At 62.5% G+C, this 20,742-nt stretch carries 24 protein-coding genes; 20 read left to right on the top strand and 4 right to left on the bottom strand.

All coding sequences use genetic code 11. The features are described from left to right. Nucleotides 1–7: 7 nt before the first annotated feature. From K3A85_RS16490 to K3A85_RS16480, 3 genes are all read left to right on the top strand, one after another. The gene (locus K3A85_RS16490) at nt 8–400 is read left to right on the top strand and encodes a copper-binding protein (RefSeq protein ID WP_017502290.1); all 393 of its coding nucleotides are present in this window, start codon (nt 8–10) and stop codon (nt 398–400) included. A 113-nt stretch (nt 401–513) separates the two neighbouring features. Continuing rightward, complete coding sequence (locus K3A85_RS16485) at nt 514–1,086, top strand: YgjV family protein (RefSeq protein ID WP_225207620.1); 573 nt, start codon at nt 514–516, stop codon at nt 1,084–1,086. A 103-nt stretch (nt 1,087–1,189) separates the two neighbouring features. Further along, nucleotides 1,190–2,263 carry a DMT family transporter gene (locus K3A85_RS16480; protein ID WP_225207619.1) on the top strand — a complete coding sequence of 358 codons (1,074 nt, stop codon included), beginning with the start codon at nt 1,190–1,192 and terminating at the stop codon, nt 2,261–2,263. Between the two features lie 8 nt (nt 2,264–2,271). Here K3A85_RS16480 and K3A85_RS16475 read toward each other — a convergent pair whose 3' ends face one another. Both K3A85_RS16475 and K3A85_RS16470 read right to left on the bottom strand, forming a co-directional pair. Next, nucleotides 2,272–2,604 (bottom strand): YnfA family protein, encoded by a 333-nt coding sequence (locus tag K3A85_RS16475; RefSeq protein WP_225207618.1) that lies wholly within the window; start codon nt 2,602–2,604, stop codon nt 2,272–2,274. Continuing rightward, the gene (locus K3A85_RS16470; RefSeq protein ID WP_225207617.1) at nt 2,601–3,002 is read right to left on the bottom strand and encodes a MerR family transcriptional regulator; all 402 of its coding nucleotides are present in this window, start codon (nt 3,000–3,002) and stop codon (nt 2,601–2,603) included. Before K3A85_RS16470 ends, K3A85_RS16475 begins: the two co-directional genes overlap by 4 nt. Nucleotides 3,003–3,065: 63 nt before the next feature. On the opposite strand from K3A85_RS16470, the gene K3A85_RS16465 reads away from it, so the two are divergent. The 6 genes from K3A85_RS16465 (at nt 3,066) to K3A85_RS16440 (ending at nt 10,860) form a co-directional block, all read left to right on the top strand. Next, the gene (locus K3A85_RS16465; protein ID WP_225207616.1) at nt 3,066–3,728 is read left to right on the top strand and encodes a cation transporter; all 663 of its coding nucleotides are present in this window, start codon (nt 3,066–3,068) and stop codon (nt 3,726–3,728) included. A 17-nt stretch (nt 3,729–3,745) separates the two neighbouring features. Continuing rightward, complete coding sequence (locus K3A85_RS16460; RefSeq protein ID WP_225207615.1) at nt 3,746–4,081, top strand: hypothetical protein; 336 nt, start codon at nt 3,746–3,748, stop codon at nt 4,079–4,081. Nucleotides 4,082–4,147: 66 nt separating this feature from the next. Then, nucleotides 4,148–5,410: a TolC family protein gene (locus K3A85_RS16455; protein ID WP_225207614.1), complete on the top strand. Its 1,263-nt coding sequence runs from the start codon at nt 4,148–4,150 to the stop codon at nt 5,408–5,410. 4 nt (nt 5,411–5,414) lie between these two features. Next, the gene (locus K3A85_RS16450) at nt 5,415–6,560 is read left to right on the top strand and encodes an efflux RND transporter periplasmic adaptor subunit (protein WP_225207613.1); all 1,146 of its coding nucleotides are present in this window, start codon (nt 5,415–5,417) and stop codon (nt 6,558–6,560) included. A gap of 2 nt (nt 6,561–6,562) precedes the next feature. Further along, nucleotides 6,563–9,796, top strand: coding sequence for an efflux RND transporter permease subunit (locus K3A85_RS16445; protein WP_225207612.1), 3,234 nt, complete (start codon nt 6,563–6,565; stop codon nt 9,794–9,796). 14 nt (nt 9,797–9,810) lie between these two features. Next, a complete protein-coding gene (locus tag K3A85_RS16440) occupies nt 9,811–10,860 on the top strand; it encodes a cation diffusion facilitator family transporter (RefSeq protein WP_225207611.1) in 1,050 nt (349 codons plus the stop codon). A 158-nt stretch (nt 10,861–11,018) separates the two neighbouring features. On the opposite strand, the gene K3A85_RS16435 is transcribed toward K3A85_RS16440, so the two are convergent. Beyond that, nucleotides 11,019–11,402, bottom strand: a complete 384-nt coding sequence (locus K3A85_RS16435; protein WP_225207610.1) for a VOC family protein — start codon at nt 11,400–11,402, stop codon at nt 11,019–11,021. Nucleotides 11,403–11,551: 149 nt separating this feature from the next. Next, nucleotides 11,552–12,118 carry a hypothetical protein gene (locus K3A85_RS16430; protein ID WP_225207609.1) on the bottom strand — a complete coding sequence of 189 codons (567 nt, stop codon included), beginning with the start codon at nt 12,116–12,118 and terminating at the stop codon, nt 11,552–11,554. Between the two features lie 262 nt (nt 12,119–12,380). On the opposite strand from K3A85_RS16430, the gene K3A85_RS16425 reads away from it, so the two are divergent. From K3A85_RS16425 to K3A85_RS16375, 11 genes are all read left to right on the top strand, one after another. After that, a complete protein-coding gene (locus K3A85_RS16425; protein WP_225207655.1) occupies nt 12,381–13,139 on the top strand; it encodes a helix-turn-helix transcriptional regulator in 759 nt (252 codons plus the stop codon). 20 nt (nt 13,140–13,159) lie between these two features. Next, complete coding sequence (locus K3A85_RS16420; protein WP_225207608.1) at nt 13,160–13,909, top strand: LuxR family transcriptional regulator; 750 nt, start codon at nt 13,160–13,162, stop codon at nt 13,907–13,909. Nucleotides 13,910–13,982: 73 nt separating this feature from the next. After that, entirely contained in the window at nt 13,983–14,597 is a 615-nt protein-coding gene (locus tag K3A85_RS16415; RefSeq protein ID WP_225207607.1) for an acyl-homoserine-lactone synthase, read from the top strand. A 105-nt stretch (nt 14,598–14,702) separates the two neighbouring features. Beyond that, nucleotides 14,703–15,527: a phytanoyl-CoA dioxygenase family protein gene (locus tag K3A85_RS16410; protein ID WP_404822970.1), complete on the top strand. Its 825-nt coding sequence runs from the start codon at nt 14,703–14,705 to the stop codon at nt 15,525–15,527. Between the two features lie 130 nt (nt 15,528–15,657). After that, complete coding sequence (locus K3A85_RS16405; protein ID WP_225207605.1) at nt 15,658–16,020, top strand: hypothetical protein; 363 nt, start codon at nt 15,658–15,660, stop codon at nt 16,018–16,020. Then, nucleotides 16,017–16,700: a lytic transglycosylase domain-containing protein gene (locus K3A85_RS16400; RefSeq protein ID WP_225207604.1), complete on the top strand. Its 684-nt coding sequence runs from the start codon at nt 16,017–16,019 to the stop codon at nt 16,698–16,700. The genes K3A85_RS16405 and K3A85_RS16400 overlap by 4 nt, the downstream gene beginning before the upstream one ends. Continuing rightward, nucleotides 16,697–17,038 (top strand): TrbC/VirB2 family protein, encoded by a 342-nt coding sequence (locus tag K3A85_RS16395; protein WP_225207603.1) that lies wholly within the window; start codon nt 16,697–16,699, stop codon nt 17,036–17,038. Before K3A85_RS16400 ends, K3A85_RS16395 begins: the two co-directional genes overlap by 4 nt. A gap of 10 nt (nt 17,039–17,048) precedes the next feature. Next, nucleotides 17,049–17,384: a type IV secretion system protein VirB3 gene (locus K3A85_RS16390; RefSeq protein WP_149524010.1), complete on the top strand. Its 336-nt coding sequence runs from the start codon at nt 17,049–17,051 to the stop codon at nt 17,382–17,384. Next, entirely contained in the window at nt 17,377–19,794 is a 2,418-nt protein-coding gene (locus K3A85_RS16385; RefSeq protein ID WP_225207602.1) for a VirB4 family type IV secretion/conjugal transfer ATPase, read from the top strand. The genes K3A85_RS16390 and K3A85_RS16385 overlap by 8 nt, the downstream gene beginning before the upstream one ends. 4 nt (nt 19,795–19,798) lie before the next feature. Then, on the top strand, nt 19,799–20,515 hold the full coding sequence (locus K3A85_RS16380; RefSeq protein WP_225207601.1) for a type IV secretion system protein: 717 nt from the start codon (nt 19,799–19,801) through the stop codon (nt 20,513–20,515). Next, nucleotides 20,512–20,730 (top strand): EexN family lipoprotein, encoded by a 219-nt coding sequence (locus K3A85_RS16375; RefSeq protein ID WP_225207600.1) that lies wholly within the window; start codon nt 20,512–20,514, stop codon nt 20,728–20,730. Before K3A85_RS16380 ends, K3A85_RS16375 begins: the two co-directional genes overlap by 4 nt. Nucleotides 20,731–20,742: the final 12 nt, after the last annotated feature.

Here is a 20,742-nt window from a genome sequence, read left to right as displayed (position 1 = left end):
GAAGACCATGAACTACGGACGACTGACCTTTGCCCTCGGCCTCGCGGCACTGACCGTCGCTTGCGGGAAAAAAGCCGAACCGCCCGTTGCGGTCGAGACCAACAAGGCAGAACCCGCCGCCGCTATGAGCGGCAACATGGCAAATATGGCGATGGAGCCGTCGGCTGCCACTGCAATCAAGGTGAAGGGACACGGCACGGTCACCGCGATCGACAAGTCTGCGGGCACGATCACACTCGATCATGGCGCCATCCCCGAAGCCAAATGGCCGGCAATGACAATGGCGTTCAAGGCTGCCCCGGCGATCACAGATGCAGTGAAGGTTGGCGATAAGGTCGATTTTGACCTTATGTTGACGGGCAACGCCGGCGAGGTAACGGCGATCCAAAAGCAGCCGTAAATCCGCGCTACTACGGGCGTTCTTAAATCGTAATTAACCTTGTTCGTTCACGCTTGCACTATGAAGAAAGATAGAGCTGGGCGCGAAACGCAGGTCTTGAGCGAAACAACCGGGTGGCGGCAATCATGATTGCCACCGCGTTCGGCTGCGTCGCGCTTTTGTGCGTCATTAGCTGGCCGTTTTTCGACGACTATCGAACCGCGGTGAAAATCCAGAGCGCGGGTGCTGCCGCCTTCGCGCTCTATTTTTTGATGCTCGGCTCACCCACTGCGGCGATAGCGTGCCTCATTTCATGTTCGCAGCTCGTCATTTCCGCGTCAGTGCGTGATCGCTATGTGGTGACGAGACTCTACGGAGCGACCCTCATTTTGTTGGCCTTCCTCTCGATCGTGACGTGGCACGGCATCCCGTCGGCTTTGGCGTTTACCGGCAGTTCGTTGGGCACTCTCGCGCGCCTTCAGACCTCAACGACGCGGATGAAAGGCCTTTTTCTCGTAGGCGCACCGTTTTGGCTCGCACATAATTTGATGGTCGGGGCTTTGTTCGCATTGGGCACGGATCTGGTCTCGTTGGCCTCGAACTTGGCGAACTTGGTAAAATTCTTCGTGCGGCGGGGCGTTTCAGCGCGTGCCTCAACCTCATCGTCAACCGTGTCGATTACCGAACCAATCGCGATTCTAGTTTGAGTTAGATATTGAAAGGCAATCGCTGTCTGGCACAGCGATGTACCGTGTTCTCGGACGACGTATCCTGTAGGATGGGCCTCCTTGAAATAGATCGTTACTCAACATGAATTCATATCCGGTGAAACTAAGCTCCGGCGCGATGCTGGCGATCCTTTCGGCGATCTTGTTCGGCGCGAGCACGCCATTTGCCAAACTGGTGCTTGGCAACGGGGGTAGCCCTTGGCTGGTTGCTAGCCTGCTTTATCTTGGCTCAGGGATCGGCCTCGCGTTTGTTAACGCCTTTCGAAAAATGATCGGGCGTGGCCAAACAGAAGCCCCGCTCGTCCGTGCGGACGTGCCCTGGCTGGCGTTCGTTATCCTGTGCGGGGGCGTGATCGCGCCGGTCCTGCTGATGGCCGGACTAGCGACGACGCCCGCGTCCACGGCTTCGCTGCTGCTCAACCTGGAAGGTCTTGCGACACTTGCCATCGCCTGGCTGGTGTTCTGCGAGAATGTCGATCGCCGCCTCCTGATCGGTGCGGCGGCGATCCTGGGCGGTGCCGTGCTGTTGTCTTGGCGTGGTGGTCCCGTCGGCGGTGGCCTTGGTATGCTTGCGATTGCAGGCGCGTGCCTCGCCTGGGGCATCGACAATAACCTCACGCGCAAGCTGAGCGGCGCCGACCCGGTTCAGATCGCGATGCTGAAGGGACTTGCCGCTGGCGTCGTCAATCTCATCCTCGCTATGATGCTCGGCGCTTCGCTGCCGTCCCTTCCAACCATCGCCGGCGCGGCGCTGATCGGCTTTCTCGGCTATGGTGTCAGTCTGGTCATGTTCGTCCTCGCGCTGCGGCATCTCGGAACGGCGCGGTCGGGCGCCTATTTCTCGACGGCACCGTTCATCGGCGCGGCGCTGGCGGTCGCGATGTTCGGCGAACCCGTCACGCTGCCGCTTGTCATCGCGGCCGTCCTAATGGCGATCGGACTATGGCTGCATCTGACCGAATCGCACGGCCATGAGCATGTCCATGAGGCGCTGGAGCACGATCATCGCCATATTCACGACAGCCACCATCAGCATGAGCATCCGCCGGGTATCGCGCCCGGCGAACCACATAGCCATCCGCATCGGCACACGCCAATGGTCCACCGGCACGCTCATTATCCCGACCTGCACCACCGACACGGCCATTCGCATTGAGCGGGCGCTCACACAGCGACGCTGCGCGGCCCAAGCAATATGATCCCGGCGCCGACCAGGCAGACGGCTGCTCCCAAGGTGTCCCAACGGTCGGGGCGCGTGCCTTCGACCGCCCACAGCCAGCTCAGCGACGCGCAGATATAGACCGCACCATAAGCGGCATAGGCGCGGCCCGCGGCCTCGCTGTCGACCCGCGTCAGGAGCCACGCGAAGGCGGCCAGTGAGACCATGCCAGGTGCAATCCAGACTGGTGACTTTTCTAGCCGCAGCCACGCCCAGAAGCTGAAGCAACCGGCAATCTCGGCAATAGCGGCGAGGATATAGACGATCGCGGTCGTCACTGCGTCAGCCTTGCCGGCCCCAGCGTCTCGATGATCAGGCAGTCGGCAACCGTTCCCTGGCGACAATCGCCGATCATGCGGCTGAGTTCGCCCCGCATCGCCTGAAGGTCGGCGATCTTGCGGTCGATCTCAGCGAGATGCGTATTGGCAATCGCGTCGACCGCCGCGCAGGATCGGTCGCGGTGGTCCGACAGACCGAGCAGTTCGCGGACCTGATCGAGCGTGAAGCCGAGATCCCGCGCGCGGCGAATGAAGGACAGGCGCGCCAAATGATCGCTGCCATAGCTGCGATAATTGGCGCCCGTGCGCGCAGGCGCCGGCAACAGCCCGATCTTCTCATAATAGCGGACCGTTTCGATATTGGTTGCGGTCGCCGCTGCCATCTCGCTGATTTTCATCGCTTGACCCTGTAGTTGCTACAGGGTGCATATAGGCGGCCGGCTCAGGAAAGGCGAGACGACTTGGCAGGTTGCGGATCATGCTGCGCAGAGACGAAGCGCATCGAGGACCGCCGGTGGCGGCGCGTCCTTTGGATCGCGCTTGCGATCAACGCGGTCATGTTCGCGGGCGAGATCGTGGCCGGTCTGGCGGCGGGATCGCGCGCGCTCCAGGCCGATGCGCTCGATTTCCTCGGCGACGCGGCCAATTATGCGATCAGTCTGGGGGTGGCCGGCCTGGCGCTGCACTGGCGCTCGCGGGCGGCGTTGCTCAAGGGTGCGACGATCCTCGCCTTTGGCCTCTATGTCCTGGCAACCACAGTCGCCGCCGCGTTCGCGGGGCAAATACCGCACGCGGAGACCATGGGGTTCGTCGGGATCGTCGCGCTGGTCGCGAACGGCGCCGTCGCCCTGATGCTCTATCGGTTTCGAACAGGCGACGCGAACATGCGGTCGGTCTGGATCTGCTCGCGCAACGACGCGCTCGGCAACCTCGCCGTTCTCCTTGCTGCGCTTGGCGTCATAGGGACAGGCACTGCCTGGCCGGATCTCCTGGTCGCCCTGATCATGGCAGGCCTCGCCATCTGGGGCGGTCTCCAAATCATCGTACAGGCGCGGCGGGAACTTGTCCCAAGTCAGCCACAAGACGATCGGCCGCAACATTCACTGGCCCGAACGGGCCTGTAGTTGCTACAGGGGGCCAGATGCGTCGTTTGATCGTCCTTTTTGCCAGCCTGGCCGTGTTCCTGTCCCTGGGGACGGGTTCGATCGCGCATGCCATGGAGCCGATCGCCTGCATCGATGCGGTGACCGCCGCCGAAAGCGGCCATGCCGATGGTGACGGCGATCAGGTGCCGTCGGACAGCGACAAGGGCTATCCGCATCATCATGGCGGCTGCCATGGGCATCACGTCGCGACCGCGACGGCAAAGCCCGACCCTTTCCAACGCGATGATCGAGGCTCGCCGGCCCATCCGAGTGATGCGCTTGCCTTGGCCGCGAGTACTGCTGACCCTGCGCTGAGACCCCCCCAAGCCTGAAGGTCCGCTGGTTCGGGCGCGTGCGCGCGTCCCGCCGCTGTCTTGGTTTGACGGGAGTCTTATTTCATGCACCGTATCCTCGCGGCCTTGCTGGCCGTGTCTAGCTGCGCGTCGATCGCGCAGGCACAATCGACCGATCCGGCGCTCGCTGGTCCACCTTTTACTCTGAGTCAGGCCCTGGAGCTTGCTGGGGCGTCGTCCCCAACGCTCGAGGCAGCCTCGGCAGGCCGGCGCTCGGCCGCGGCGGCGCGCACGGTCGCCGGCCTGCGGCCCAATCCATCGATCGTCACCCAGACCGAGAATATCGCGGGGAGCGGCCAGTATCGCGGCGCCCGCAGCGCCGAGACGACCGCCGGGCTCGAACTGCCCATCGAACTTGGCGGCAAGCGCTCTGCCCGAATCGCGGTCGCGGATGCCCGCGGCCAGCGGGCCGCCATCATGGCGGCCATGGCGGCGGCCGATCTGCGGCTTGTCGTCACCCAAGCCTATGTCGAGGCGGTTGCGGCCGAGCGCCGGTTGCTGACCGCCCGCGAGCAGGCTGCCCTTGCCGGCGAGGCGCTCCGAGCGGCCCGCGTTCGCGTGCGGGCCGGACGGGTTTCCCCGATGGAGGAACAGCGCGCTGATGTCGTCAGGATCAACGCCGAGGCGGCGGTGGAGCGTGCAACGCGCACCCTCGAGGTCGCGCGCGGTAACCTTGCCCGGCGCATCGGGCAGCCGATAGCTGGAAGCCTTGATCTGGCTTGGTTCGATCAAGTGTCGCCGGCTTATGGACCGACCCAGTCCATCGATCCCGGAAGTACGCTCGCCATGGCGGCAGCGCAGGCGGACGTCATCACTGCCGACGCCCAGGTCCGCCTCGCGCGCTCGCAACGCGTGCCGGACATCAGGGTGAGCGCGAGCGCGCGGCGGCTCGCCGCCACCAATGACACCGCGGCCGTGTTCGGCGTGTCGATCCCGTTTCCGGTATTCAACAATGGAAGCGCGGCCATCGCCCAGGCCCGGGCCGATCGTGATCAAAGCGACGCCCAGAGCCGGATCGTCGCGCTCGAGACCGCCCAGGCGATCGCCGCGGCCGAGGCCGAGGTCGCCAACGCCGCCACGACCGCGCGGACCGCCAGTGGTCCGGCGCTGGCCGCAGCCCAGGAATCGGCGCGCATCGCCCGGATCGGCTATCGCGAGGGCAAGTTCGGCCAGCTCGACCTGCTCGATGCCGAACGCACGCTCTCGGAAACCCGCGCGGCCGCGATCGATGCGCTCGCCGCCTACCACGACGCCCTGGCGCGGCGGGACCGTCTGACGACGGCCGCTCCCGATTTGACGAAGGATTGAACCCATGACCTCGATGACTTTCAGGGCAATCCTGCCTCTCTCGCTTGTCGCAGCGCTCGCCGCCTGCGGAAGCGCGCCCGATCCCACCAATGAAGCAGCTGCCCCCAAAGCGTCGGCCGAGCCCGTTGCCGATGGGTCTGTCAAACTCACGCCCCAGCAGATCCAGGCCGCCGGAATCCTGCTCGTGCGTCCCACAGTCGGCGGCGGCGCTGGCACGATCGAATTGCCCGCAACGATCGAAGGCGATCCGCAGGGGATTCAGGTCGTCTCGGCCGCGATCGGTGGCCGGATCGTGTCGCTTACCCGCAATCTGGGCGAGACGGTGCGGCGCGGCGATACGCTTGCCATCATCGAGAGCCGCGAGGCCGCACAGCTCAAGGGCGAGGTCGAAGCATCGCGTGCGCGCTCAGCTTTGGCGCAGAGCCAGCTCCGCCGCGAGCAAAGGCTGTTCGCCGAACGAGTCTCACCCGAGCAGGATCTGATCGCCGCCCGAACGGCCGCGATCGAGGCCAATATCGCGCTCCGGCAAGCCCAGCAGCAGCTTTCCGCTGCCGGCGATGGCGGCGGGTCGCTTAATCGTCTTGCCCTGCCATCGCCGATTGCCGGCCAGATCATCGCCCGATCCGCTACGCTCGGCCAGACGGTCGTCGCAGATGCGGAACTTTACCGCGTCGCCAATCTCTCGACTGTATCGCTATCGATTTCTCTCTCGCCCGCGGAGGCCGGACGCGTCCGACCCGGAGCGACGGTAACGGTCACCACGCCGGGCCGTCAGGGCACCGCACGGGTGACCTTCGTGTCCCCGGTGCTCGATGGACAAACCCGGCTCGTGCCCGTCATCGCGACCATGGATAACCGCAACGGCCAATGGCGGGTCGGCGAGAGCATCTCTGCGGCTATCGCGCTGCCCGGCAAGAGCGGTGCCCAAGGGATCGCCGTCCCGCAAATCGCGGTCCAGTCGATCGAGGGCAAGACGGTCGTGTTCGTCCGCACGCCGACCGGTTTCAAGATGACGCCGGTCAAAGTCGGAGCCCCCAGTGGCGATCAGGTCATCATCCTGTCGGGCCTTAGCGGCAGCGAACAGGTCGCCGCCACCAACAGCTTCACGCTCAAAGCCGAACTCGGCAAGGGCGCGAGCGAGGAGGAATGATCATGATCGACCGGATCGTCACCTTCTCGGTCGAGCGGCGTTGGTTCGTCCTGCTGCTCGCCTTCATCGCCACGATTATCGGCGGCATGGCGCTCTATCGCCTGCCGATCGACGCGGTGCCCGACATCACCAACAATCAGGTTCAGATCAACATCACCGCGCCGGCGCTGTCGCCGTTCGAGGCCGAGAAGCAGGTCACTTGGCCGATCGAGACGGCGCTTGCCGGTATCCCTGGCCTGGAACGCACTTGGTCGCTCAGCCGGAACGGCTTTGCGCAGGTGACCGCCGTGTTCTCCGACAGCACGGACATCTATTTCGCACGCGCGCAGGTTGCCGAACGGATGCGCGGCGCGGAAAGCGCGCTACCGCCCTCCGTTAAGCCGCAAATGGGACCGATCGCCACAGGGCTGGGCGATATCTTCCAGTGGACGATCGAGATGCGCGAACTCGATCAGGTCCGGCACAAGGATGGCGAACCCGGGGTTCAGCGCGACGGGAGCTATATCACACCCGAGGGCGACCGGCTCACCACCGAGGTCGCCAAGGCAACGTATCTGCGCACCGTGCAGGACTGGATCGTCGGTCCACAACTTCGCTCGGCGCCGGGCCTTGCTGCTGTCGATTCGCTTGGCGGCTATGTGAAGCAATATCTGGTGACGCCCGACCCGCAGCGCCTCGCCGCGCTCAATCTGTCTCTGGGCGATCTCGCCAGCGCGATCGAGCGCAACAATGTCAGCACCGGGGCAGGCGTGATCAGCCGCAACGGCGAAGCGCTTGCCGTGCGCTCCGATGCGCGGGTCCGTACCGCGGCGGAACTGGGAACCATGGTTATTGCGACCCGTGAAGGTGTGCCGATCACGCTTGCCCAGGTGGCGTCGGTCGGAACAGGACAGGCGCTGCGCATGGGATCGGCGTCAGAACGCGGCCGCGAGGTCGTCATCGGCACCGCGATCATGCGGATCGGCGAGAACAGCCGGACGGTCGCGTCCGGCGTGGCGAGCCGTCTGGTGACCCTCAACAAGTCGCTTCCTGTCGACATCATCGCAACACCGATCCTCGACCGGACCAAGCTGGTCAATTCAACGATTCAGACGGTCGCCAAGAACCTGGCCGAAGGCGCGCTGCTCGTCATCGTCATCCTGTTCCTGCTGCTCGGCAATTTCCGCGCCGCGCTGATCGCAGCGCTTGTCATTCCTATCACGATGCTGCTCACCAGCATGGGCATGCTCAAGGCAGGCGTGTCCGCTAATCTGATGAGCCTGGGGGCGCTCGATTTCGGGCTGATTGTCGATGGTGCTGTCATCATCGTTGAGAATGCGCTGCGCAGGCTGGCGGAACGACAGCACCACAAGGGCCGGCTGCTGGCGCTCGACGAACGCCTGTCGATCGTCGCCTCGTCCGCCCGCGAGATGATCCGCCCGTCGGTCTATGGCCAGGCGATCATCATCCTCGTCTATGCACCGCTGCTGACCTTCTCGGGGACCGAAGGCAAGATGTTCGAGCCGATGGCGCTGACCGTCATCATCGCGCTCGCCTTCGCATTCATTCTCTCGCTGACCTTCGTGCCGGCGGCGATCGCCTGCCTGCTTAGCAAGAGGGTCGATGAAAAGGAGGGCCGGCTGATCGCCGCCACCCGCGAACGCTATCGGCCCGGCCTCGCGCGCGCGATGGAGCGGCCCAAAACGACGATCGGCATCGCGATCGCAACGCTGGCCGTGGCAGCCGGTCTGTTCCTGACGCTCGGTCAGGAATTCCTGCCGCAGCTCGACGAAGGTGATATCCTGGTCGAGACGCGGCGCATTCCCGGCACGGCGGTCGACCAGAGCCAGGCGATGCAGTTTCCGATCGAGAAGCTGCTATCGCGCGAACCCGAGGTGAAGACGGTTTTCTCGCGCACCGGCACGGCCGATCTCGGCACCGATCCGATGCCGACCAACGCCACCGACACCTTCGTGATGCTCAAGCCCCGCGCCGAATGGCCGGATCCATCCCTGCCCAAGGAGGATCTGGTCGCGCGTCTCGACAAGCGCCTCGCCCAATTGCCGGGCAATAGCTACGACTTCACCCAGCCCATCCAGATGCGGTTCAACGAGCTGATCGCCGGCGTCCGTAGCGACATCGCGATCAAGGTGTTCGGCGACGATTTCGCGTCGATGGACGCGACAGCGGCAAAGATCGCGACGGTTCTGCGCAGAATCGATGGGGCGACGGACGTCAAGATCGAGCAGACGACGGGACTGCCGATGCTCGACATTCGCATGAAGCTGGACGCAATGGCGCGTCTTGGTCTCACCGCGCAAGACGTGCAGGACACGATCTCGGCCGCGATCGGCGGCCGAGAGGCCGGGATGATCTTCGAAGGCGACAAGCGCTTCAATGTCGTCATCCGGCTCGATGATCGTCTGCGCACCGACATCAACGCGCTGCGGCAGGTGCCGGTCGCCACGCCTTCAGGGGCATTCGTGCCGCTGGAATCTGTGGCCTCACTGGAGATCGTCGAGGGGCCAAACCAGATCAGCCGGGAAAACGGCAAGCGTCGGGTCGTGGTGCAGGCCAATGTTCGCGGTCGCGACATTGCCGGTGTGGTCGGCGACGCGCAGGCCGCGATCGATGCGCAGGTCCAGTTGCCCGCTGGCACCTATCTTGAATGGGGCGGGCAGTTCGAGAATCTGGCGACCGCGCGCAGTCGGCTCGCGCTCGTCGTCCCCGCCTGCTTCGCGCTCATCATGCTGCTGCTCTATGGGGCATTGGGGAGTATTCGGGACGCAGCGATCGTCTTCACGGGCGTTCCGCTCGCGCTAGTGGGCGGCGTTCTGGCGCTGGTGCTGAGAGGGATGCCGTTTTCGATCTCGGCCGCGGTCGGCTTCATCGCGCTATCGGGGATCGCGGTCCTCAACGGCCTGGTGATGGTAACATCGATCCAGGATTTGATGCGGGGCCGCATGGATCGGGCAACCGCCAGCGTCGAAGGGGCGATGGCGCGATTGCGACCGGTTGCCATGACCGCGCTGGTGGCTTCGCTCGGGTTCGTGCCGATGGCGTTTGCGTCCGGCGCGGGCGCTGAGGTTCAGAAGCCTCTCGCAACCGTCGTCATTGGTGGGCTCATCTCGGCGACGCTGCTCACCTTATTCGTGCTCCCGACGCTCTATGCGCGTTGGGGACGACGGGAACTGCCGGCATCGCGCACCGAGCATGTCGAGACGCTGTTGCCGCATGACGCGGCACCCGCCCTGTGAAGAAGGACCACCCAATGCACCATCATGAAGAGGGCGGGCATGCCCATGACCACACGGCAGGCGCCAATGCGAAGATGCTGGGCTGGGCGCTGGCGCTCACCGCCAGCTATCTGGTGGCGGAGGTGGTGGGGGCATTTGTCTTCAACAGCCTGGCGCTGCTGTCCGACGCTGGCCATATGCTAACCGATGTCGCCGGGCTGGTGATTGCTCTGATGGCCATCAAGATCGGCACCCGCGCGCCCGATGACAAGCGCACCTTCGGCTACCGGCGCTTTGAGATTTTGGCGGCCGCTTTCAACGCGCTGATGCTCTTCGCTGTGGCGATTTATGTCCTGATCGAGGCGATCGGGCGTTTCCGGTCACCCGAGCCGGTGCAATCGACAGGGATGATGGTCATTGCGATCATCGGCTTGGTCGTGAACTTGGTCTCAATGCGGCTGCTCATCGCGGGCAAGGATGCCAGCCTCAACGTCAAGGGTGCCTATCTCGAAGTCTGGGCCGACATGATCGGGTCGGTCGGCGTCATTGCGGGCGCGCTGGTCATCCGATTCACCGGATGGACGTTGGTCGATCCTGTCGTCGCCATCGGCATCGGTCTGTGGGTGTTGCCCCGAACGTGGATCCTCCTGCGCGATACGATCAACGTCTTGCTGGAAGGAGTGCCTGGCGGCCTGCGGTTGCCAGAAATCCGAAAGGCGATCGAAGCGGTTCCGGGTGTCGCCAGCGTTCACGATCTTCATGTCTGGTCGATGTCGACAGATGACGTCAGTTGCACGGTCCATGTCGAGATTGATGATGTCGGTCAGAGCGATATCGTGAGGGCTGCTGTCCAGGCTATGCTCGAGCAGCGATTTGCGATTGAGCACAGCACCATCCAGACGGAAGCCGAGCCGTGCGAAGAGGCGGATCATCTTCATCATAACCACCGGATAAATCCGTGCGGGCAAATGAATTATGGTGCCGATCAAGTCCGGACTTTAGCCGCACGAGAACTGGAGGAGAAACATCTTCCGACGCTTGGACTTCTCCGTAGCCGGCACGAAACAGATGGCCGGTCAGAATAGCGCCTGCAAGCCCATAGTTAGCCTTGGCATCCGGACCTACGCCGGCGATGAGCGGCGTGATGCATCGATCACGCCGCTAAAGGTCATGCGCAGCCGGAGTAAATGCGGATAGCGGAGGCAGCGGCAGCACAGATGTGGCGACCATGCAATCACAACGCTTATGCAGGGAAGTGAATTCCACAAAGCTTGTTGCCGTCGGGGTCACGAAAGTAAGCCAATTCAATCGTTCCCATGCTCGCGGTGTTACGAGGCCCAGGCGCTGCCTCGATCGATGTGCCGCCAGCAGTTACTGCCACGTCGTGAAGCCGTTTTACCTGCTCAGGTGAATCGCACGAAAAGGCAACCGTGCCACCATTGGCAACGGTCGCTGGTTCATCGTTAATCGGCTGCGTGACAATGAAATTCGTTCCATTGCCATTACCGTAAATGAGGCGCGTATGGCCGCTGTCAGCTATATTTGGCGTGGCCTCACTTATACCGAGGACGCCAAGCACTTCATTGTAGAAGCGCTTAGACCGCTCAATGTCGTTCGATCCGACCATTGTGTGAAAAAGCAAATATTTTCTCCTGAAGGGCAGCTGCGCTTATGGCTGCTAGCACGCACAGGCGATAGCGAAAACTGACGCCTAAGGCTCGGGAGTTTGCGATCTGATAATAAAGGTTATGTTAAATTTGGCCAATTCGGGGGCGATTAGAACGCCAGTTCTGTCTGCCTCGGAACCGCTCTCTGCTGCTCTTGGCGACCGCCGATCAGACCGCGCGCGCACCCTGATAGAATATAGACGGCTTGGCGCTGCGCACCGCGATTATGATGATTGACACAATAGCCTTGATAGTGCCGCTTGAGCAAGCCAGCCCGCACGAGTTCGGACACCGCCCGGCTTACATTCGTTTTTCCCGACGCCCGCACTTGCTCACGGATGGCGTCGTCGATGATTGCCGTGGCCTGATCGACGTTGTCCGGCAATGCGCCTGACATTGCCAGATCGCTGCGGATCCGCTCTTCCAGGGCAACGCGCCGGGGGTCACGCTGCCCCATCGGGGTGAGCGCATCACAAAGCCAGTCACGCAAGGGAATGAGGCCGCCGCCCTTGGCCACCAACGGCCCCGCGCTGCCGTCGGATCGGGAAACCTGTGCAATCAAGTTGAGCACCATGAAAGCGTAGCGCGGTCGAGACGAGGACCGCGCAATCATCTCCAGCAAGCAGGGCATATCCAGTTGCGGGCGGCCGTCGCCAATGATCGGAGCATGCAACATAACAGGATTGAATCAATCACATATAGGGGGCGAAGTGAATCCCCCTTTGCTGCAGATTTCATCATTTTGTCGGCTGTGACACTTTGCCCGGAGGTAAAGTGTCACGGTCGCTCTCATCATAGCACTAGGCGAAGCCCGCTGAAGACGACCTGTGCATTTCTTGCGGGGAGTCGGGCGCCGGAGGCAGCCGGTCTTGTTTTTCAATGGCTTTGCCGAATGCTGGCTGGACGAGGCCACAATCGAAATGCGAATCGTTCGCATTATGGGAAGTCTAAAAGATACTGGTCGCCTGGGTGACATCTCTGCTTTCGAAGCAGAATGCCGGCAGGCGACGACCCTCGATCAACTCAAATCCATGCTCGATGCAATCGTGCGCCAGTTCGGGTTCCGCTGGTTCGCATTGGTGCATAATGTTGATCTGAAACGGACCACCCGCAAAGCTCTCCTGATAACCACCTATCCGGTGCGCTGGATCGAGGAGGTCATGGATGCGCGCCTCTATATGGAGGATCCGGTCCACGCCGCCTGTGCCAAGACTGTCTCCGGGCTCACCTGGGATCAGATCGGGGACTACATCGCGCCCAATGCGCGCCAGCTATCCATCTTGGAGCGGGGCCGCGCGCACGGACTGGCAGCTGGGTTCACCATGCCGATCAGGATGCGCGACGAGCCCGACGCGATATTCACGGTGGCGCGTCAAGGCGACGAAATGATTTCAAGCCCTGACCTTCTTTCGGCCCGTTTGGTTGGCACGGTTGCCTTCGACCGGGCTCGTACCCTCCTGGGTCCCGACGAGCTGGCCGCCGTACCGATAGCGCTCAGTCCTCGCCAGATCGACTGCCTCGATCTCGTGGCACAAGGGAAAAGCGACTGGGAAATTGGGCAGATTCTGGGGCTGAGCCGCGACACGGTCCACGAATATGTCGAAGGCGCGCGCCGACGTTATGGCGTCCGCCGTCGAACGCAGCTCGTGCTTCGCGCTGTTCGCGATGGCCATCTCAATATTGAGGCTCTCGTGTAGCACAAGCAGATCGGCGGTTCATGATCACCCTTGCCGAAGTGCAGGCATTCTGCACCGTGGCTCGTGCCGCTACCACCCCTCATGCTCTCATGCAGGCTGTTGAAGAAATCACGGCAGCGATGGGCTTTCGATATTTTGCGCTGGTGCATCACGTCGATTTACTGACCCCTGGCAGCACAATCGTTCGCCTCGTCAGCTATCCTCGAGATTGGGTCGACGCGTTCGAAGAGGGTCGGCTGTATGCGGCCGACCCGATACATCGCGCCAGCCACACCACGACCGTCGGCTTCGCCTGGTCGAAGGTAGCAACGCTGATTACCATGAACCCGCGCGATCACGCCGTACTCGCTGCCGCTCGCACAGCCGGCCTCGGCGACGGATTTACAATTCCCGCCCATATTCCCGGCGAGGCGAACGGATCCTGCTCTTTTGCCATGCGCGACGGGGAGGAACTGGAGGAAGCGCAATTGCCGCTCGTCCAGCTCGTGGGCAGTTTTGCATTCGAGGCCGCCCGCAAGATAGCTCGATCGGGTATCGCGCCCATTCCGCCCGCCCCGCAACTCACCGATCGGCAGACAGAATGCGTGGCGCTTGTCGCGCGGGGAAAGACCGATTGGGAGATCGCCAGGATCCTTGGTGTCGGGGTTGAAACGGTAACCCAGCATTTGAAAGACGCCCGCGACCGTTACGGGGTGACAAAGCGAACGATGCTCGCCATTCGGGCGCTGTTCGACGGAGCCATCAGCTTCACCGACATTCTCCGGCGCTGATCTCCCCAGTTCTGGGGATAACGCCGCTCATTACAAACTGCTCGATTGACGGCCTCTCACGAGGAGGTGCGTTATGGTTGTTGTTCGTTATGGTATTGAGCAGGCATTGAGCGACCGCGTGTTTCGCTCGATGTTTGAGGAACGCAAGCGGGTCTTTGTTGATCTGCTTGGCTGGGACATTCCGGTTCTCGCCGGTCGATATGAGATCGACCAGTTCGATGACGACGAAGCGACCTATATTGTCGTGACCGACGGGACAGGCGAGCATTGCGGATCTGCCCGCCTGCTTCGGACGGACCGACCGCACATCCTCGACACAATTTTCCCCTACCTGTGCGACGATATTCCGCCAGCGGGACCGCGGGTCCGCGAGATTACGCGCTTTTGTTTGGCGCGAAGGCTCAAGGCTCGCGAGCGACTTGCGACCCGCAATCGTCTCGTGTCCGCTCTGGTCGAACATGCCCTTTGCAACGGCATCACGACATATACCGGCGTTGCTGAGTGGGCATGGTTTCAGCAGATCCTCGCATTTGGTTGGCAATGCCTTCCGCTCGGGATGCCGAGCAGCGCCGACCGCGGCCTGTCTGCGATGCGGATAGATATTTCGCCGGCGACACCGGGCCTGCTGCGCCAATCCGGCATCTTCGCGCCGATCCACCTGATGGATCTCGACCGCACGGCTGCCTAAGAACTGGGAGATCATGATATGGCGACAAAAATAGCATCCGCGACGCTCCGGTCTGAGCCGCATCGTTCGCTCTGCGAGACATTGTTGGCGGAGGGTTTTTGCGTCGTGCCGAACCTGATGCCAGTGGGCGACGTCGCCCTGCTGGCGACAGATCTTGCTCCTCACTTTGACGCAACGCCGTTCTGTGAAGGCGGATTTTATGGTGCTCGCACCAAGCGGTTCGGAAGTCTGCTCAAGAGATCCCGACATGCGCCGGCATTCATCCAGCACCCGCAGATCTTAGAGATGGCGCAGGCTGTACTCGGCCCATGGTGCGACACGATCCAGCTCAATCTCGCCCAGGCCCTTGAACTGCACCCGGGTGCCCTGCCGCAATTTCCACACAGGGATCAGGATATGTGGGGCGGCCAGACCGGAGAAATCGAATATCTGATCAACGTGATGTGGCCGTTCACTGACTATCGGGCTGACAATGGGACGACCCTGATCTGGCCCAACAGTCACGCCGCAAATGCGCTAACTCCGGAGCCTCCCGAGAAGCCGGTTGCCGTGGAATGCAGCCCGGGATCTGCGATTGTCTTTCTCGGTTCGACGCTTCACGGCGCCGGCGGCAACCAGTCGTCCGATGTGCGTCGTGGCATGATCGTGAGCTACTGCCTGGGGTGGCTGAAGCCGTACGAAAATCAGTGGCTGGTGTATCCGCCTGAAGTGGCGCGCACGTTCGCACCCAGCCTGGCCGCACTGGTCGGCTATCAGCAGCACAGACCCAATCTTGGAAACTACGAAGGGCAATGCCCCTCTATTCTGCTCGGGGAGCAGCGCCTCGACCATCTCGGTGCGATCGATGCCCTCCGTCCAGATCAAGCGGCAGCGCTTGAGGAATTCCTGGAAGATCAGCGCCGGTTGCGTGTCGCATCGAGCGACGGCTGATTCCAGCGCGCTCCCCCCTTGTGGGGGGATTGCCCGAAAATGCCGCGCAGGGTTCAAAAGAGAAGTGATTTTCAACGGAGAGTGGTCGGCGCATTTTTAATGCAGCGGCGCTGAAAAGCGGAGAAATCAGATGCAGCGCCTGCGCTTTGCCCTTGCCGTGCCGTTCCTGGTGATGTCCGCCCAGATGGTTCCGGCGCGAGCCAATGATCTTGGCTGCCAGGTTCTGCTCTGCCTCTCAAATCCGGGCGGTGCGACGCAATATGGCGCGTGCATCCCCCCGATGACCAAGCTTTGGCAAAAGCTGGCGACCGGCGGCTCCTTTCCCGGCTGTAGCGGCGGCGGTGTGGCGAAAACCAGGATTTACGACCGCGACTCCGCCACCCGCCGCCGTGTCGTGATGACGTTTGCCGATGGTCGGCAACAAACCTTTTCGCTTGCCAATATCGAGCGTCTGACGCCGGTACCGGACACTGCCGAAATGGGATCACGATGATCCTGCAACTAGCCAGTGTCGTCGCCCTCGCGCAACAATGCGCGCCCTCGGTCGCGCCGGAAACACTGCTTTCCGTCGTGCATGCCGAAAGCAAGTTCGACACATTGGCCATCGGCGTTAACGCCCGCGGCGTCCGACCCGAAATACCCGCTACGCCTGCGGCGGCCGCCCGGATCGCCCGGTCGTTGATCGCCAAGGGCTATAATATTGACCTCGGCCTCGGGCAGATCAACAGCGCCAATCTTCGATGGCTGGGCCTTTCGATCGAGGACACATTCGATCCCTGTCGCAATCTCGCCGCCGCAGCGCGGGTCTTGTCGAGCAACTTTCTTGACGCGGCGCGCACCCAAGGTTCGTCCGATCGCGCGATCTCCGTTGCTCTTTCGATGTACAATACCGGAAGCCAGGCCCGTGGCTTTGGCAACGGCTATGTGGCGAGAGTCTATGCGAGCTCTGCGATCATCATTCCCGCGATCAGGGGATTAGCGCCAACTGGCGCAGGGTTGGTTCCTCCACCTCCTCCAAGACCCGCATCCGAAACGCCAATCCAGGAGCCTCGCATTGTGCAGGCGGCGGCGAAAACACCGCGGTCCTGGGACATCACCGCACGCGCCCAAACCGCCTCGATGATGGTGTTTGGCGACGGGACGCCGGTATCGAGAGAAGGACCGACCGAATGACAATTTCCGCTTCAACCTTATCCACCTGGCTCCCGCCGCGTCGCCGCGCTTTCGTCCAGACGCTAGCGCTCATCGCCGCAGCCATGCTGGTTTCGATGCTGCTGAGCGACCCCGCGCATGCCCAGGCCGCCGATGGCGTCACCTCGATGGCCGAGAATATCAAGACCTGGCTGACCGGGACATTTGCCAAGACGATCGCGGTGATCGCGGTCGTCATCGTCGGCTTCATGTTCTTTACGGGCCGTGCAAGCCTCGGTCTCCTCGTGACGGTCATCGTCGGCATCTTCATCGTGTTCAGCGCGCAGTGGATCGTCGATACCATCACCGGCGGCGCGTGAGTGCGCCGCGATGGACGACGAAAAGCTTAGGGAAGAAACGCTCTTCCTGGCCGTGACCCGACCAACGATGTGGTTGGGCGTTCCGATCGAGGCGTCACTGCCGATCGCGCTGGCAGCGTGCCTGACCCTCATCATCACCGGCAACCCGCTCTACGCTTTCGCATTGGCCGGTGCGTTTCTGGCGATTGCCCGACTGATTGTCCGGCACGACGCCAACGCGTTTCGCCTGTTGTGGCTGTGGACGACGACCAAGGCGCGCTGCCGCAACCGCGGCTGGTGGGGCGGCAGCTCTTACTCCCCCCTGCCGATCGACGGCGCAAAGCGCCCGGGCTTCGCACGTGGCTAGCCGGGCCAGCTCATTGAGCGGGGCGACAGCCCGCACGCCTTGGCGGATACTCAAACAAGAGGCCGATCCGGCGCGTTACCTGCCCTATGCGCGCCATATCGACGAGAACGTCATCGCGCTCGACGGGCGGGACCTCATGATGATGTTCAAGCTCGAAGGCATGGCGTTCGAAACCGCCGACCCTGTCCATCTCAACGACTGGCACGAGAAGCTCAACGGTACGCTGCGCAATATTGCCGACGACCGCCTCGCAATCTGGACCCACATCGTTCGCCGGCCGATCACAGACTATCCCGAAGGCGAGTTCCGCTCGGCCTTTGCGGCCGATCTCGATGCAAAATATCGTGCGCGGGTCACCGCCAAGCGGATGTTCGTCAACGAACTGTACCTCACCCTGATCATGCGCCCGTCCGTGGGATCGGCCGACCGCACCGGCCTGCTGCTTCGCCGCCTGGCGTCGGCGCGCAAGGAAGGGACCGAAGTCGACGAGGATGAGCTCGCACGCTTCGAGGACAAGGCGCGCGATATCGAGAAGCTCCTCGCACGCTGCCGACCCCAACGTCTGCACCTGTACGAGCATAACGGCCTGATGTTTTCCCAACCGCTCGAGGTGCTCGAGCTGGTGATGATGGGCCGCGCCGGCAGGGTGCCGCTGGTCCGCGGCCATATCGGTTCCGCCATTTATGGGGAACGCGTTATCTTCGGCCGCGAGACGGTCGAGGTGCGCGCGCATGATACGAGCCGCTTCGTCGGCCTGTTCGGTATCCGCGAATATCCGGCCATGACGCGACCCGGCCAGATGAACGCGCTCCTCAGCCAGGATTTCGCGTTCGTCGTCACGCAGTCCTTTGCGTTCATGGGCAAGGCGCGGGCCTCCGAGCGCTTGCGGCGGCGCCAGAACCAGATGGCATCGACCGAGGATGCCGCCGCAAGCCAGGCGCTTGAGCTGGCCGACGCGGCCGACGATCTGCAGAGCAATCGCTTCGTCCTGGGCGAGCATCATTTCTCGCTGGCGGTTTTCGGTGAAAACCAGAAGCGATTGGCCGAAAATCTCTCGACCGCTCGGGCCGCGCTCGCCGACGCGGGTCTGGTGGCCGCTCGGGAGGGTCCGGCGCTGGAGGCTGCCTTCTGGTCGCAGCTTCCGGGCAACTTCGCGTGGCGAGCGCGGCCAGCGGCGATCACGTCACGCAATTTCGCCGCCCTCTCCCCCTTCCACACCTTTCCTGCCGGCAAGGCGGAGGGCAACCATTGGGGCGCTGCGATCGCATTGATGAAGACCGCGGCCCAGTCTCCCTTCTACTTCAATTTTCATGTGAACGATCTCGGCCATACGCTGATCATCGGTCCGTCGGGTGGCGGCAAGACTGTCGTCCAGAATTTCCTTATGGCGCAGCTCGAGAAAACCGGCGCGCAGCAGATCTTCATCGACAAGGACCGAGGCGCCGAAATCTATGTACGGTCATCCGGAGGCACGTATCTGGCGCTGCGCAACGGCGTGCCGACCGGCTTCGCGCCGCTCCGAGCGCTTGAGCAGACCCCCGGCAACATCGTCTTCCTCGGCAGGCTGATCCGGTATCTGGTGACCCCCTCGGGCACCCAGCTCGGCGTCACGCAGGAGCGGATGATCGACGAGGGCATCCTTTCGATCGGACGTCTTCCCCCGGAAGAACGGTCTATTTTAGCGCTACGTCAATTGCTCGGACAGCGCGATCCGGAAGGGATAGGCGCGCGGCTTGAGAAATGGTCACGCGGCGGAGCGCTTGGCTGGGTGTTCGACAATGACCGGGACGAGTTGACCCTCGAGGCCCGGTTCATCGGTTTCGACATGACGGATTTCCTCGACAATCCCGAGATCCGCACGCCGCTCATGATGTACATGTTCCACCGGATCGATGCCCTGCTCGATGGCCGTCGCCTCGTGATCGACATCGATGAGTTCTGGAAGGCGCTGGGCGATGATGCCTTCCGCGCCTTCGCGCAGGATGGCCTGAAAACCTACCGGAAGCAGAATGCCTTTCTGGTCTTCGGCACGCAAAGCCCGGCCGACGCGCTGCGCTCGGACATCTCGCATAGCATCATGGAGCAGGTCGCAACCAAGATCCTCTTGCCCAACCCGCATGGCCGGGAGGTCGATTATATCGATGGTCTTGGCCTCACCCGCGCCGAGTTCAAACTCATCAGAAACGATCTGATCCCCGAAAGCCGGCGGTTTCTGGTGAAGCAGGGACACGATTCCATCGTCGTGGAACTCGATCTCGGCGGGCTGTCCGACGAACTGGCGGTCCTCTCGGGCACCACCGAAACCGTCGGAATCCTCGATCAGGTTCGCCGCGAACATGGCGACGATCCCAGCGACTGGCTGCCCGTCTTTCACGAGCGCCGTCGGGTCACCACCAGAAGGAAAGGATAAGGTCATGAAAGCAATTCGAGCGCTCGCGATTGTCGGCGGACTGGCAATGTCCACGCCGGCGTTCGCGCAAGGCATTCCGGTCTATGATTCCAGCACCTTCCTGCAGACGCTCTCGACGGTGAAGAACACCCTGTCGATGATCGAGCAGGGCAAACAGCAGATTTCGCAGGCAACCGAGCTCTACAACAGCGTCAACAAGCTGACGAACGTCAACCAGATTGCTTCGTCCCTGAACACCGATGCCGTTCGCCACCTGCTCCCAAGCGAAGCGCGCGACATCCAGCGGCTGATGTCGTCCGACATCTCCGGCTTGGGGAGCCTGGGTTCATCTGCTGCTCGCATTCGTAGCAGCAACCGCGTTGAACTGCCGGACCTTCGGGTGGGTGCTACCGCGTTCGAACGGTCGAACCGGGATTCCATCTCTAAAAATGGCGAAATGGCGGCCCGAGACGCTGCGATCGCCGAAGCGGCGTACGGAGTCACCGCTCAGCGGACTACCGGTCTCGAGGAGCTTCGCTCCTCCCTCGACAGCGCATCGGACGCGAAAGAGGTCATGGATATTCAGGCCCGGATTGGAGTCGAGAATGCGCATATCCAGAACGACGCTGTCCAGCTTCAGGCGCTTCAGATGCGGCAGGCCGCCGAGGCGAGGCTGCGTTCGCAGCGAGACGACGAAACCGGCCTTGCCAAGCTTCAGCAGAGCCTGAGTAGTCGGCCGTGAAGGGGATCGTGGCGATCCTCGCCGTTTTGGCGGCCATGCCCCTCAGTGGTTGCGGGCAGCCGGTCGGCAAGGCGGACCTGAAGTCCGATCCCAAGCTCCGCGCTGGAATCCTCGCCGCGTGCGCCGACGGCACCCACACCAATGCTCAGGAGTGCAGCAACGCGAAAGACGTTGAAAATGCTGACAAGCTCGAGCGTTCGCTGGGTCACAAATAGGCGGGGAATTGG

It is taken from the genome of Novosphingobium huizhouense, assembly GCF_020179475.1.
GTDB lineage: Bacteria > Pseudomonadota > Alphaproteobacteria > Sphingomonadales > Sphingomonadaceae > Novosphingobium > Novosphingobium huizhouense.
This window is presented reverse-complemented; position numbering and strand designations above follow the sequence as displayed.